Source organism: Flindersiella endophytica, from assembly GCF_054779015.1.
The window spans coordinates 46,147-59,736 of the sequence record NZ_BAAGYY010000023.1; the positions used below are offsets into that span (position 1 = coordinate 46,147).

Sequence of the window (13,590 nt, forward strand, 5' to 3'; positions counted from 1 at the left end):
AGATCAGCAGCTGCCGCCGCCGTCTCCGCCGCCCCCACCGCTACCGCAGTCGCCGAACGAACCCGAGCCGGCATCCGCGACACCACCGTGCCAGCTGCCGTGGCCGTAGACCGATCCGCTGTCGTAACCAAGCTGATCCGCGTCCGCCGGCGATCCCGCCCGGATGCCGTAGATGGCACGCTTCCTGCGCGACTCCCAGAACGAGCCGGCGGCGAGAATCGCGAAGATCGCGAAGAAGATCACGGCTATCCACATGTGTGTCCTCCCGTTCCCGCAGCAGGATTTACAGTATGGCACCTCAGCCGGCGACGGGAAGGATGTCGCCGCGGTCGGACTCCTCGACGTCGCCGGACTCGCCCGCGCGTACGGCACGCCGGCCGACCACGAACACGTAGGTGAAGAACGCGACCTCGGCAGCCACACCGATGCCGACCCGAGCCCAGGTGGGCAGGGGCGAAGGCGTGACGAACGCCTCGATCACGCCGGAGATAAGGAGTACGACCGCGAGTCCGAGCGCCATGGCCACGGTCGAACGTCCGACCTCCGCAAGTGCTTGGCCGCGGGTTCGTCCCCCTGGAAAGACGACGGTCCAGCCGAGCCGCATGCCGGCGCCGGCGGCCACGAAGACGGCCGTGATCTCGAGCAGCCCGTGGGGCGTCAGCAGGCCGAAGAACACGTCGAGCCGATCGTAGGCCGCCATGAAGCCGCCCGTGACGGCGATGTTCACAGCGTTCTGCCACAGGATGAAGATGACCGGGATCCCGAGCGCCACGCCGAGCACCAGGCAGGTCGCGGCGACCCAGGCGTTGTTGGTCCAGATGCCGAACGCGAACTGCTCGGCCGGCTGGTTGGAGTAGTAGTCGGCGAACTCGTGCTCGACGAGCTGCTGCACGTACTCCGGCGGCGCGATCTGGTTCTGCACGCGCGGGTGGGTCGCGATCCACCAGCCCATCAGCCAGGACGTGACCACGAACACGACGCCGATCGAGGCCCACCAGGGAGCGGTGCGGTAGAGCGCGGCCGGGAACCCGGCGGTGAAGAACCTCGACAGGTCGCGCCAGGCCGGCGCGTGCGCGCCGGTCACCGCACTCCTCCCCTGCGCGACGAGCGTCGACAACCGGCCGACGAGTACGGGATCGGGCGCACTGGATCGGATGACGGACAGATGCGTGGCGACGCGCTGGTACAGAGCGACGAGCTCGTCGGCCTCCGCCCCCGTCAACCGGCGACGATGGGAGACCAGCGTGCGGAGCCGGTCCCACTCCGGCTGGTGCCGTTGCACGTACGCCTCGAGATCCACGCCTGGCAGCGTACTGGCTGGAGGTGACTGTGCGCGGCGCCGGTGACGTGCCGCCCCAGCCCACGGCCACCCGCCCGTCCGGGCTCGAGCGACGAGCGGGCCGAGGACCGGTGGCAAGAGGAGACCGGCAAACAAGACGACGGCCGGCAGCGAGGCGAGGGCGGTGGCAGGGTGGCGGTGGCTGGTTCGCCGGCGTCGCGTCCGGGCGCTGTCGAGCGGGCGGTTGGGGGTGCGTGCTGGATAGGCTGCATTTCTCAGGCGGCCGCAAGGGGAGACAACGTGAGCGAACTGGTGACGGGCGAGGCCGTCGTCCTCGACATCCGGCTGGCGAGGCCTGCGACCCGTGCGATCGCGATCGCCATCGACTTCGCGATCGAGTTCACCGCGCTCTACCTCCTCACGATTCCGCTCGGCTACGTCGCGGCCGACGCGGGGGCCAGCGATTCGCTCATCGCGGGGCTGTCGCTGCTGACCACCGTGGCGATCTTCGTCGGCTACACCACCGCGATCGAGACGTTGACGCGGGGGAAGAGCATCGGGAAGTACGCCCTCGGGCTCCGGGTGGTCCGTACCGATGGCGGCCCGATCCGCTTCCGCCACGCGTTCGTGCGAGCGCTTGCCGGCATCTTCGCCGACTTCTTCACCACGGTCGGCTGCGGTGCGCTGTTCACCTCGCTGCTCAACTCCAAGGGCAAGCGGATCGGCGACATCCTCGCGGGCACCGTCGTCATCCGCGAACGGGCGCCGCGCACCACCGACCGGCTGCCCGAAGTGCCGCCCGTACTCGCGACCTGGGCCGCGAGCGCCGACCTGTCGCGCGTACCCGACCAGCTGGCGATGTCTGCACGCTCGTTCCTCGGCCGGTTCCACGAACTCGCCCCGGCGGCTCGAGAGGCACTGGGCACCCGCCTGGCCGGCGCGATGGCGGGGTACGTCTCACCGCCACCTCCACCCGGCGTCCCCGACTGGGCCTACCTCACCGCAATCCTCGCCGAACGCCGACGCCGCGCGCTCCAGGAGCAGCCGCCGGCGGGCCAGCAGCCGGGGCAGCACCCCACGCAGCCGTACGCTTCCGGCCCGGGGCAGGCCGGCCCACCACCCGCCGCGCAGCCGACGGCGCCGTGGAGCGGCCAGCCCGGTGGCCAGCCGTTCGGGCCGCCGGCCGGTCAGCGGCCGGCTCCGGCCGAGGACCTGCGGCAGTGGGCGCCACCGGCCGGCAGCCCGGCATCCGCACCCCCGCCCCAACAGCAACCGAACACCCAACCCACCAAGCCCGACAACGGCTTCGCGCCCCCAGGCTGAGCCGCCCTCTTGAGCTGCCCCAGGCCACACGGACCTTCTTGCTCGCAGGCCACTAGCGGCTGCGACCCGCACCGCCCGGCAAGCCCGGCCGCCGCGCTGTCGCTCGGCTCCCATGCAGCAAGCGCGAGCGACACGGAGCAGCATCCGCCACGGGGTGGAGCTGCAGGCTCACGTCGCGCGTAGGCCGATGAGGTGAGCCAGTTGGTTGATCGAGTGCTCGAACACCGCCGCCTTGTCGTCGAAGACGCCTTCGAGGTGGCCGAAGAGCTCGAAGCTCACCATCCCGAACAGCTGGGTCCACGCGATCACCACCGCTGCCAGCGTCGGGCGCGGGAGTTCGTGCAGGTCGGTGACCTCGGCCAGACCTTCGACCTGTCGCGTCATCGCCCGTGACATCGCGACCTCCGCGGCCGCGGGATCGAGGCGGGCGGACTCCCAGGCGGCGCGGACGATGCCGAGCAGCGCGTTCGGTATGCGTGCGGCCGGCACGACCGTGTCTCGCGGTGCGCTGTAGCCCGGAATCGGCGAGCCGTAGATCAGCGCGTACTCGTGCGGATGCTCCAGCGCCCACTCGCGTACGGCCCGGCAGGCCGCCCGCCACCGTCCGAGGTGGTCACCGCCGCGGCGGGCGGCGACCGCCTGCTCGACCGTGCCGCCGAGCGCGTCGTAGGAGTCGATGATGAGCGCGGTCAGCAGGTCGTCGCGGCTGGGGAAGTAGCGGTAGATCGCGGACGACGCCATGTCCAGTTCGCGGGCGACCGCGCGCAGTGACAGCGCGTCGGCCCCGCCGGCGGCCAGCTGCCGGCGGCACTCGTCCTTGATCTCGGCCGTCAGCTCGGCGCGGGCCCGGTCACGGGCGGTCGGTGTCTTCGGCACGTCCACCAGTGTGCCACAGATCGAGATCGCCGCTCAAAAACGAGAGCAGTGCTCTTGACAAGGCGCTCACATTCGCGGACACTGATCTCAGACGAGAGCACTGATCACACTTTGAGGAGACCGAACCACATGAGCGCGAACCAGCCCGCCGACCGCTACCTCGCCCCCGGCCCGAAGGCCAACCCGATGCACAGTTTCGCGAAGTGGCTCACCGGGCGCGGCATCAGCGTGATGGGCACCAGGATGCTGCACGTGAAGGGCCGCAAGTCCGGCCACGTTCGTACGACGCTGGTCAACCTGCTCGTCGTCGACGGCGTGGAATACCTCGTCGCGCCGCGCGGGCACACCCAGTGGGTACGCAACCTGCGCGCGAACGGCAACGCCGAACTGACGCTGGGAAGCCGCCGCAAGTGGGCGATCGTCGCCGAGGAGCTGCCGGACAGCGAGAAGCTGCCGATCCTGCGCGCATACCTCAAGCGGTTCGGCTGGGAGGTCGGCATGTTCTTCGAGAACCTCGACAAGAACTCCCCCGACGACGACCTCCGCGCGGCGGCGCCCGGCTTTCCCGCGTTCCGCCTTCGTCGCGTCTGACGCGCGACCCCGCGTACGACAGAAATGGCCGAGGCCCCCACCGCGCACCAGCGCGGCGAGGGCCTCGAACGTTCTACAGAGCTTGGCGGGAACTCAGTAGCGGTAGTGGTCCGGCTTGTACGGCCCGGCCACGTCGACGCCGATGTAGGCCGCCTGCTCCTTGGTGAGCTCGGTCAGCTTCACGCCCAGCGCGTCGAGGTGCAGCCGCGCGACCTTCTCGTCCAGGTGCTTCGGCAGCACGTAAACGCCGATGGGGTACTCGTCGGGCTTCGTGAACAGCTCGATCTGCGCGATCACCTGGTTGGTGAAGGAGTTCGACATCACGAAGCTCGGGTGACCCGTCGCGTTGCCGAGGTTCAGCAACCGGCCCTCGGACAGGACGATGATCGAGTGGCCGTCGGAGAACTTCCACTCGTCGACCTGCGGCTTGATGTTGATCCGCTCGATGCCCGGCGTCTTCATCAGACCGGCCATGTCGATCTCGTTGTCGAAGTGGCCGATGTTGCCGACGATCGCCTGGTGCTTCATCCGCGCCATGTGGTCGGCGGTGATGATGTTGAAGTTGCCGGTCGTCGTGACGAAGATGTCGGCGGTCTCGACGACGTCTTCCAGCGTGGTGACCTGGAAACCGTCCATCGCCGCCTGCAGCGCGCAGATCGGGTCGATCTCGGTGACGATGACGCGCGCGCCCTGTCCACGCAGGGATTCGGCGCAGCCCTTGCCGACGTCGCCGTAGCCGCAGATGACCGCGACCTTGCCGCCGATGAGTACGTCGGTCGCGCGGTTGATGCCGTCGACCAGCGAGTGCCGGCAGCCGTACTTGTTGTCGAACTTCGACTTCGTCACCGAGTCGTTGACGTTGATCGCCGGGAACTTCAGCGTGCCGGCCTTGGCCATTTCGTACAGGCGGTGGACGCCGGTCGTGGTCTCCTCGGTGACGCCCTTGATCCGGTCGGCGATCACCGTCCACTTGTGCGGGTCGGCGGCGAGCGTACGGCTCAGCAGCTGCAGGACGACCTGCCACTCCTCCGGGTCGTCCTCGGTGGGCGAGGGGACCGCGCCGTTCTTTTCGTACTCAGCGCCCTTGTGCACAAGGAGAGTCGCGTCGCCACCGTCGTCGAGGATCATGTTCGGGCCCTCGCCGTCGGGCCAGGTGAGCGCCTGCTCGGTGCACCACCAGTACTCCTCCAGTGTCTCGCCCTTCCAGGCGAACACCGGGATGCCCTGGGGGTTCTCGACGGTGCCGTCCTTGCCGACGACGACAGCGGCCGCGGCATGGTCCTGCGTGGAGAAGATGTTGCAGCTGACCCAGCGAACGTCCGCGCCCAGCTCGACCAGCGTCTCGATGAGAACCGCGGTCTGGATCGTCATGTGCAACGAGCCCATGATCTTGGCGCCGCTCAGTGGCTTGCTCTGGCCGTACTCCTCGCGGGTGGCCATCAAGCCTGGCATTTCATGCTCGGCGAGCCGAATCTCCTTCCGGCCGAACTCGGCCAGTCCCAGGTCCTTCACCTTGAAGTCGAACGTCATGGACTCCCGCTCTCGTCTTACGGATGGTTTGCGTGCTCGTTCGGCGAGCCTAGGGGGCGTCGGCGGCGAGCGATACCGTTGGGGTGGTTTTCTGACGAAAACTTGTCAGAATGGACGTGTGCGTATCACAGCGGCTGCGGAACGACTGGGAACTTCACCTCGAATGCTCCGATATCGGGAGGCGCTCGGGCTGCTTCCGGAGCTACCGGGGCGAGGCTCGGCCCATCGGCAGTTCTCCGAGGATGATCTGACGTCGCTCCAGCTCGGCCTCGAACTGGAGCGACGGTACGACGTCACGCCGGCCGAGCTCGCCTTCGGCCTCCGCGTCCTGGCCGACCCGGCGGCCGCGGCGGCGGTCCGCGAGTTCGGCGAGCGCATCGGCCGGCTCGCCCCCGTCCCGACGGTCGCCGAACTGGAGCGGGAACGCGCGCTGCGCTGGCTCGGCCGCAGCGGCGTGCTCTCCTCGTCGGACCCGCGCCACGTGCGCTGACCAGCCCGCTGCTGCGGCGGCCACCACCGCCCAGCCGGCTGCTGCTGCGAGAACGGGAGCTCGACCAGCAGCGCCTGCGGTCGTGGCGAGCGTGGCGGCACGTCCGGCGACCAAGCCGCAGCGCAGCTGCGCAACCCGCGCACGACCACGGCCGCCGACCGCCAGCCAGACCACGCCGGCCGCCCAGGGCACACGGCAGGTCCAGCATCGGCACGCGACCACAACCGCAGCCGCCGACCGCGCCGCGCACAGCCGCCCAGGTCCGCTGCGGCGGACGGCCGACTCCAGCACCGTTGTGCGACCACAGCGGCGGCCGTGCGGGCTGCGGCGGCCGCCAACGCCGCTGTCCAAATCCGCTTGCGGGGCCTTCTAGGCTCGCCAGCGTGGAGACCGGAGTCGTTCAGGTGCAGCGCAAGGTGACCTCGTTCGTGACTCGTGGAGCGGAGCTCTGCGTGTTCTGGCACACCGGCTCGGGCATCCAGGTGCCGGCGGGCACGGTCGAGGAGGGCGAGGACTTCGAGACCGCCGCTCGCCGGGAGGCCACCGAGGAGACCGGCCTCCCAGGCCTGGAGCTCGTCGGCCGGCTCGGAGCCCGCACCTACGACGCGCCACCGGACCGCGCGTGGATGCTGCGCGTCGTCAAGCTACGTACGACCCCCGGCCCGGACGCACCCGTCACCGCGTGGTCTATCCCGCGCGCGTCCGTACGCCTGGTCGACATCCGGGACGGCAGCGCCCGCGTGGTCTACGAGGAGTCCGACATCGACGCCGACCCGCAGGACCGCCTCACCTACGCCCGCTTCGAGGGCTGGGTCCCGCAGTCGGCGCTGGCGACCCGGCAGCGACGCGAGTTCTACCACTTCCGTACGACCGGGCAAGCTCCCGACGAGTGGCGGCAGCAGGCCGAGCCGGAGCACGAGTTCCACCTGCGCTGGCTCCCGCTGGCGCCGAAGCCGACCACGCTCGTCCCGCCGCAGCAGCTGTGGCTGGACGAGTTCCACCAACTCCTGCTCGACAGCGCGACTAGTCCTCCGCCAACACGATGACCCGATCCCCCGGCGCCATCGCGAACACCTCGCTCTTCACCGGGTTGAGGCGCACGCCGAACGACGGGCCCTCCTGCGCCTCCTCGAAGACGCGGTAGCCGATCGCCGTCTCGCCACGCAGCCGCGCCGCCTCGATCAACGTCGCGAAGTCGATCCAGTGCCCCAGGACGACGTACTCCTCCGCCGGCCGCAGGTAGATCTCCGATCCCTCCGCGTCGAACAGCTGCGCGAACACCGCCGACAGGTGCCGGTTCTCCGACAGCTGCGTCAACAGCAGGCTGATCAGCTTGCTGCCCACCACGAAGTCGTCCGCCTTCGTCACCTGCGCCAACCGCTGGTTGCGCTCGTCGTTCATCTCGCTGACGATCGAATACCGCTCTCCCCGGCGATGCTCCATGTCCCGCAGGTGCAGCAACGTCACCAACGTCTGCGAGTCGGCCTGCTCCGGCTCGACCGAGTCGTCGGCCAGCACGATCACGTGGTCGAACTCCCCGATCCCCAGGGTCTCCAGCGATGCGCGGTTCGTCGGCTCGCAGATCTGGTACGCCGTGTGCAGGTTGCGCAGCTCCGAGGCAAGCGCCTTCACACGCGACTCGCCGTCCGGCTGGATGGCGGCGACCTGCAGCCGCGACCCTGGCGCGACGTAGTTGTCCAGCTCCCGCACGATCTTCACGCCACGCGCGTTCCAGCCGATCACCAGTACGAGCTCCGGCCACACCTGACGGCGGACGGGCCGGGCCAGCGCCTCCGGTGCGACCGCACGGATCGGCTCAGGTGCCAGCCGGATCGTCGAGTCGTCCTCGGCGACCAGGATCAGCTCGTCGCCGGCCTCGATCCGGACGTCGGGATGTGGGTTGAGCTTGACGCGCCCCCGCCGGCGCAGCCCGATCAACGTGGCCGTCTCGTACGCGAACAGCGCCATGCCGTACGTCACGCCGGCCAGGGTCGGCTCCTCGCGCATGTAGATCTCGTCGCCGCCGAAGTCGAGCAGGTCGGTCACCACGACCGACAGGCCCGACTGCCTTGACGACTGGACGACCAGCCGCGCTCCGAGGTCGTCGACGTCGACGACGCTCGCCTGCTTCCCGCCGGCCAGTTGCGCGGGCGGCAGGTTCTGCGCCTGCCGGATCGCCGCGACGACGTGCGGCGGCTCGCCGTCCCACTGCAGGCTGCTCACGGCGAGCAGCGTCTTGATGACGTTGGAGTCCGGATCGTCGACCTCGGGCGTGAGCACCAGGATGGACGCCGCCGACTGCGGGTTCACCAGATCCAGGTCGGCGGGCTCGGTGGGGCTGCCCGTACGGCACACCACCCGCAGCTTGCCAAGCGCGCCGAGCCGGCTGCGGATCTCGTCCTCCATCTCGACCTTGTCGCGGTCGGCGAGGATCGCGACGCACGCGTGGCGTTCGCTCTCCTTGGCCTCGGTGAGCTCGGAGATGATCGTGAACAGCTGCTCCGACCAGCCGAGCAGGACGGTGTGCCCTTCCTCGATCACGCGTGAGCGGCCCTTACGCAGGTCCTCCAGCTTGGCGTCGAGACCGGTGGTGATCACACCGACCAGCGCCGCGACGATGAAGATGCCACCGATCGTGACCCCGAACATCGGGATGATCCAGAACGTGGTCTCGTCGTCGCCGGTGACCGTTCCGGGATCCATGGCCCGCATGAGGGCCATCCATACGGTGTGGGCGACGTTCCAGTCCTTGCCCTCCGGCATCGGACGGGTCACCCAGCCAATGACACCGAACACGACGACGAGCACGATGGTGGCGCATCCGAGCAGCGCGATGAGCGCCGGCGCGCCCTTGGACATCGTGTTGTCGAACTTGTAACTCAGCCGCTCCCTGAACCCCGGCCGCGACACAGCTATCCCTCCCCTCCCACAGCGATGGGAGGGATACTGTGCCACAACGCGGCGGGGTTCGCTCTTTATCCGAACCCAGCCACCACTTCAAGGCCTCGGATGCGGCTTTCTGGTCGCGTCCTTCGCCGGAACGCCGGACCGCCCCAGGCTCAGGCCTGGTCGCTCGTCGCCGGCTCGCGATTGGCCGTCTCGCGATCCCGGTCCAGGTCGGGCTCGATGTAGATCATCCGCGCGATCGGCACCGCGTCCCGGATCCGCTGCTCGGCCGCGTCGATCGCCGCGGCGACCTGGGCGGCCGAGTCGTTCGCCGTGACGGCGACCTTGACGGCGACCAGCAGCTCGTCCGGGCCGACGTGCAGCGTCTTCATGTGGATGATCCGGTCGACGAGCGGCTCGGCGTCGATCGCCTGCTCGATCTTCTCCACGTGTTCCCTGGTCGCCGACTCACCGATCAGCAGGCTCTTCATCTCCATCGCCAGCACGATCGCGATGACGACGAGCAGCAGGCCGATCGCCATCGAACCGAGGCCGTCGAAGATGCCGTTGTGCGTGATCAGCGTCAGTACGACACCGATCAGAGCGAGCACCAGGCCGATCAGCGCGCCGAGGTCCTCCAGCAGGATCACCGGCAGCTCGGGGCTGCGCGACCGGCGGATGAAGTCCTTCCAGCTCGTCTTGCCGCGGACGTGGTTCGACTCGATGATCGCCGTCCGGAACGACATGCTCTCCAGCACGATCGCGACCGACAACACGACGACCGGAACCCATTGCCAGCTCTCGATCGGGTGCGGCTCGCTGACCTTGTGCCAGCCTTCGTACAACGCGAACAGTCCACCGACGCTGAACAGCACGATCGAGACGATGAACGCGTAGATGTAGCGCTCCCGGCCGTAGCCGAATGGGTGCAACGGCGAGGCCGCCCGCTCCGACCGCTTCTTGCCGACGAGCAGCAACACCTGATTGCCGGAGTCGGCGAGCGAGTGGATCGACTCAGCCAGCATCGATGCCGAACGGGTCAGCAGGAACGCGATGAACTTCGTGATCGCGATCCCCAGGTTGGCGAACAGCGCCGCCATAACCGCCTTCGTGCCACCCTCTGCACTCATCCGAAACCTTCCTGTAACCCCTCAAAGAATCGGTAAAGTTCGGGGCTCATCTTGCCTTGCGTATCGGCGAGGACTGTCGGTGGGCTGTGGCAATCTGCCGCACATGCCACCCTTTGACACCCACCCGGCCTCGCTCCCGCTCGAGGCGCAACTCACCGCGCTGCGTTCCGTACTCTCCGCCAACCGCACCCTGCTCGCCGTGCTCGACGGCGCGGAGGCACTCGCGGCGCCCGGGTGGTACCTCGCGGCCGGCTGCGTCGTGCAGACGATCTGGAACGTCATGACCGGACGGCCGCCGGAGCAGGGCATCAAGGACTACGACCTGATCTACCACGACGCCTCCGACCTGTCGTGGGAGGCCGAGGACGCGGTGATCCGTAAGGGCGCCTCGCTCTTCGCCGACATCCCGGGCGCTCCGGAGGTCGAGATCCGCAACCAGGCGAGAGTCCCGTTGTGGTACGAAGCGAAGTTCGGCGTCCCGGCGCTCGACTACCACAGCACCGAAGACGGCATCGACTCCTTCGGCGCGACGACCTGCTGCATCGGCATCCACCAAGCAGCCGGCGGCTGGCAGGTCTACGCACCCCACGGCCTGTCCGACGCGTTCAACCTCGTCGTGCGGCCCAACCCCAACCCCAAGCAGTGGATCCCGCACGTCTACCACGCCAAGGCCGAACGCTGGAAGCAACTCTGGCCCGAGCTCACGGTTCTGCCGTGGCCAGCCGCTTCGTGATCTCCATGGGGTTGGTGACGGCGGTGCCGACGACCACCGCGTAGGCGCCGAGGTCGAACGCGGCGCGCACGTCGGCCGGCGTCCAGTAGCGGCCTTCGGCCACGATCGGGCAGTCGAGGGCGTCGGCGAGGGCGGCGATCAGCGGTAGGTCGGGCGCGGTGGGGACGTCGCCGGTGGTGTAGCCGGACAGGGTTGAGGCCACGATGTCGGCGCCTGCCTCGCGGGCGGCGATACCGGACTCGAGGGCGTCGACGTCGGCCATTGCCAGCGCGCCGAGGGCGTGGATGTGGGCGATCTGCTCCGTCAGGCTCTCGCCGTTCGGGCGCGGCCGCAGGGTGCCGTCCAGCGCCACGATCTCCGCGCCGGCGGCCACGACGTCCGACGCTGCCTGCATGGTCGGCGTGATCGAGACGCCGGAAGGCGAACCCTGCTTGAAGATTCCGATCATCGGCAGGTCGACGGCCGCCCGGATCGCGGCGATGTCGGCAGGGCCGTTGGCGCGGATCCCCGCGGCTCCGCCCGCCAGTGCCGCCCGCGCCATCAGCGTCATCGGCTCCGGGCCGTGCAGCGGGTTGCCCGGCCGCGCCTGGCACGACACGATCAGCGAGCCGCGCGGGAACGGCAGCTCCTGCCCGGCGGCTGCCACAGCGGCCCGCTCCCACCGGTGGACGTGGACGAGCGGCTCGTGCGCCCCAAGCGGACCCGACGCCAGCCGCGCCGCACCATCGAGCGGATCGCCTTGCGCGGCACGCACATCCACGCCGGGCACCAGCCGAGCCAGCTCCGTCGTGAACGGCTCCAGCAGCACCGGCCCGGCCTCGAACAGCCTGCCTGTGTACGCGACGGTCTCGACGCCGACTGCCCGCACCGCCGTAGCCGTGGTCTCGGCGAGATCCGATGCGGCCCGCTCGACGATCTCGAGCGCGGCGGCATCGCCGGAAACCGCAGCCTCGACAACGTACGGCGCGAACCGCGCCACGTCCGAGACGACGGCCGGCGAGGTGTACAGCGACTGGGCCAGCTGCGAAAGCTCCACGGCGTAAGCTCGCCGGGCCAGGGAGGAGAGCAGCGTCGCACCGGCTCGGCCGTCCGCCGCCCGATGCACCGCGACCAACCCGGCCCGGCCGATCGCGAACGCACTGCCCGCGTCACCGAACAGGTGCCCGCAGCCGTCGACTCGATGCGTACGCCCATCGGCGCCGACTCCCAAGCAGACAACGCCTGTGCCGGCCGCGAGCACCACGCCGGGCACACCTCCGAGCGCGCCCGCATGCGCGGTCACCATGTCGGGGCACAGCCGCACCTCGCGCGCGGACAGCGCTTCCGCTATCCCGGCCGCCAATCGCGAGCGCAGCAAGGGATCCGCCGGCGCACCGGACAGTCCGGCACATACCACGTCGACCGGTCCCGTCAGTCCGGCAGAAGCAGCAGCCGTCCGTACGGCCGCCACCATCGCGTGCTGATCATCGTCACCGGCGTGATAGCTGAAACCCCGTGCGCTTCCGGTGGCGCCGGACGGCAGGCAGCGCAGCCGGAGCCCGGTCTGCCCGCCGTCGACGGCGACCGCCGTGCTCATCGCCAGGGCCCGATCACACGTTGGCGGTCGCGCGGTAGACCGTGCCCTCGCCGCTGAGTACGACGGCACCCTCGTCCGCCCCGGCATACGCGGAGTGGCCAGGCGTCAGCGAGACCGTCTGCTTGCCGACCACCGACACCGAACCCGACGTACACACGAGGATCTGCGGCCCGTCGACCTCCAGCGGCACCGACTCGCCCACGGGCACGTCGACCCGCGACAGCCGGAACTCCTTCGCCGGCGTGACGTAGACCGCTTCCACGCCGGAGGTTTCCGGCCGCAGCACCCTGGGCGCCGCCGGAGTGAAGTCGAGGATGCTCACCAGCTCCTGCAGGTCGATGTGCTTGCTGGTAAGGCCTCCGCGCAGCACGTTGTCGGAGTTGGCGAGGATCTCCACGCCGAACCCCCGGACGTACGCGTGCAGGTTGCCGGCCGGCAGGTACATCGCGTCGCCGGGCGAGAGGAACACGTGGTTCAGCAGGAACGCCGCCACCACGCCGGCGTCGCTGGGGTAGCGCTCCCCCAGCCGCACCAGCAGGCCGGCGATCGGCAGGTCGGACTGTCTCGCGGCCGCCACCACCGCCTCGATCAGGCCCGTGCGGCTGCGCTGCGGCGCCGACATCAGCGACGTGAACGCCCGCCGGACCCCTTCATCGGAAGGGTTCTCGCGGATCGGCGTGAGGTAGCGCTGCAGCTCGGGGACGCCGAGCTTGTCGGCCTCGGCCAGTACGTCGTCGACCGGCCGGAAGCCCACCAGCGCCTCGAACGGCGTCAGCGCGCAGATCAGCTCGGGCTTGGCGTACGGGTCCTGGTAGCTGCGTTCGCGCGCGCCCATCGGGATGCCGGCGGCGTTCTCCCGGCCGTAACCCGCGCGAGCCTGCTCCGGGTTCGGATGCGCCTGCAGCGAAAGGGGTTGCTCGGCCGCGAGCAGCTTCAGCAGGAACGGCAGTCGTACGCCGAACTCCGCGTGCACCTTGGCGCCGAGCTGCGTCTCCGGGTCGTCGTTGATCAGGTCGAGCAGGGAGCCACCGTCGGCGTACGAAGGCGAGCCGGGGTGGGCGCCCATCCAGAGCTCGGCCTGCGGTTCGCCGGTGGGCGGCACGCCGAGCAGGTCGGGAATCGCGGTCTGGGATCCCCAGGCGTATGGCCGGATCGTGTTGTGCAGAAGGAACATCG

General features: G+C 69.6%; 13 protein-coding genes and 1 pseudogene. 5 read left to right on the top strand and 9 right to left on the bottom strand.

What is annotated here, in order from left to right; translation table 11 throughout:
* Positions 1-3: 3 nt before the first annotated feature.
* Complete coding sequence (locus ACYVF6_RS24590; protein WP_460524865.1) at positions 4-255, bottom strand: hypothetical protein; 252 nt, start codon at positions 253-255, stop codon at positions 4-6.
* 43 nt (positions 256-298) lie between these two features.
* Positions 299-1,300, bottom strand: a complete 1,002-nt coding sequence (locus ACYVF6_RS24595) for a stage II sporulation protein M (RefSeq protein ID WP_460524866.1) — start codon at positions 1,298-1,300, stop codon at positions 299-301.
* A 279-nt stretch (positions 1,301-1,579) separates the two neighbouring features.
* Here ACYVF6_RS24595 and ACYVF6_RS24600 point away from each other — a divergent pair, with 279 nt between their 5' ends.
* Positions 1,580-2,602, top strand: a complete 1,023-nt coding sequence (locus tag ACYVF6_RS24600; protein WP_460524867.1) for an RDD family protein — start codon at positions 1,580-1,582, stop codon at positions 2,600-2,602.
* Between the two features lie 168 nt (positions 2,603-2,770).
* On the opposite strand, the gene ACYVF6_RS24605 is transcribed toward ACYVF6_RS24600, so the two are convergent.
* Positions 2,771-3,478: a TetR/AcrR family transcriptional regulator gene (locus ACYVF6_RS24605; protein ID WP_460524868.1), complete on the bottom strand. Its 708-nt coding sequence runs from the start codon at positions 3,476-3,478 to the stop codon at positions 2,771-2,773.
* 129 nt (positions 3,479-3,607) lie between these two features.
* On the opposite strand from ACYVF6_RS24605, the gene ACYVF6_RS24610 reads away from it, so the two are divergent.
* On the top strand, positions 3,608-4,069 hold the full coding sequence (locus ACYVF6_RS24610; protein WP_460524869.1) for a PNPOx family protein: 462 nt from the start codon (positions 3,608-3,610) through the stop codon (positions 4,067-4,069).
* A gap of 93 nt (positions 4,070-4,162) precedes the next feature.
* On the opposite strand, the gene ahcY is transcribed toward ACYVF6_RS24610, so the two are convergent.
* Positions 4,163-5,599 (bottom strand): adenosylhomocysteinase, encoded by a 1,437-nt coding sequence (ahcY, locus tag ACYVF6_RS24615; RefSeq protein ID WP_460524870.1) that lies wholly within the window; start codon positions 5,597-5,599, stop codon positions 4,163-4,165.
* A gap of 163 nt (positions 5,600-5,762) precedes the next feature.
* Between ahcY and ACYVF6_RS24620 the strand changes: the two genes are divergently transcribed.
* Positions 5,763-6,089: a MerR family transcriptional regulator gene (locus tag ACYVF6_RS24620; protein ID WP_460524871.1), complete on the top strand. Its 327-nt coding sequence runs from the start codon at positions 5,763-5,765 to the stop codon at positions 6,087-6,089.
* A 383-nt stretch (positions 6,090-6,472) separates the two neighbouring features.
* Positions 6,473-7,135, top strand: a complete 663-nt coding sequence (locus ACYVF6_RS24625; protein WP_460524872.1) for an NUDIX hydrolase — start codon at positions 6,473-6,475, stop codon at positions 7,133-7,135.
* Here the strand turns inward: ACYVF6_RS24625 and ACYVF6_RS24630 are convergent.
* A complete protein-coding gene (locus ACYVF6_RS24630) occupies positions 7,113-8,999 on the bottom strand; it encodes a CASTOR/POLLUX-related putative ion channel (protein ID WP_460524873.1) in 1,887 nt (628 codons plus the stop codon). The two genes, ACYVF6_RS24625 and ACYVF6_RS24630, sit on opposite strands and share 23 nt — an antisense overlap.
* A gap of 149 nt (positions 9,000-9,148) precedes the next feature.
* Positions 9,149-10,105 carry a cation diffusion facilitator family transporter gene (locus ACYVF6_RS24635; protein WP_460524874.1) on the bottom strand — a complete coding sequence of 319 codons (957 nt, stop codon included), beginning with the start codon at positions 10,103-10,105 and terminating at the stop codon, positions 9,149-9,151.
* Between the two features lie 103 nt (positions 10,106-10,208).
* Between ACYVF6_RS24635 and ACYVF6_RS24640 the strand changes: the two genes are divergently transcribed.
* Complete coding sequence (locus ACYVF6_RS24640; RefSeq protein WP_460524875.1) at positions 10,209-10,838, top strand: nucleotidyltransferase family protein; 630 nt, start codon at positions 10,209-10,211, stop codon at positions 10,836-10,838.
* Here the strand turns inward: ACYVF6_RS24640 and ACYVF6_RS24645 are convergent.
* The 3 genes and pseudogenes from ACYVF6_RS24645 to manA all read right to left on the bottom strand — a co-directional run bounded on the left by ACYVF6_RS24645 (position 10,807) and on the right by manA (position 13,588).
* The gene (locus ACYVF6_RS24645; RefSeq protein WP_460525544.1) at positions 10,807-11,484 is read right to left on the bottom strand and encodes an N-acetylmannosamine-6-phosphate 2-epimerase; all 678 of its coding nucleotides are present in this window, start codon (positions 11,482-11,484) and stop codon (positions 10,807-10,809) included. The genes ACYVF6_RS24640 and ACYVF6_RS24645 overlap by 32 nt on opposite strands.
* An 81-nt stretch (positions 11,485-11,565) precedes the next feature.
* Positions 11,566-12,501, bottom strand: a pseudogene (locus tag ACYVF6_RS24650) (N-acetylglucosamine kinase); the annotation flags it as partial.
* Entirely contained in the window at positions 12,428-13,588 is a 1,161-nt protein-coding gene (gene manA / locus ACYVF6_RS24655; RefSeq protein ID WP_460524876.1) for a class I mannose-6-phosphate isomerase, read from the bottom strand. The pseudogene ACYVF6_RS24650 and the gene manA, both read right to left, overlap by 74 nt.
* Between the last annotated feature and the right edge of the window lie 2 nt (positions 13,589-13,590).

Bases quoted from the DNA above. Each gene is read 5' to 3' on its own strand.
- ACYVF6_RS24590 (WP_460524865.1), bottom strand. From the start codon at position 255: ATGTGGATAGCCGTGATCTTCTTCGCGATCTTCGCGATTCTCGCCGCC.
- ACYVF6_RS24610 (WP_460524869.1), top strand. From the start codon at position 3,608: ATGAGCGCGAACCAGCCCGCCGACCGCTACCTCGCCCCCGGCCCGAAG.
- ahcY (WP_460524870.1), bottom strand. From the start codon at position 5,599: ATGACGTTCGACTTCAAGGTGAAGGACCTGGGACTGGCCGAGTTCGGC.
- ACYVF6_RS24620 (WP_460524871.1), top strand. From the start codon at position 5,763: ATGCTCCGATATCGGGAGGCGCTCGGGCTGCTTCCGGAGCTACCGGGG.
- ACYVF6_RS24635 (WP_460524874.1), bottom strand. From the start codon at position 10,105: ATGAGTGCAGAGGGTGGCACGAAGGCGGTTATGGCGGCGCTGTTCGCC.
- ACYVF6_RS24640 (WP_460524875.1), top strand. From the start codon at position 10,209: ATGCCACCCTTTGACACCCACCCGGCCTCGCTCCCGCTCGAGGCGCAA.
- manA (WP_460524876.1), bottom strand. From the start codon at position 13,588: ATGTTCCTTCTGCACAACACGATCCGGCCATACGCCTGGGGATCCCAG.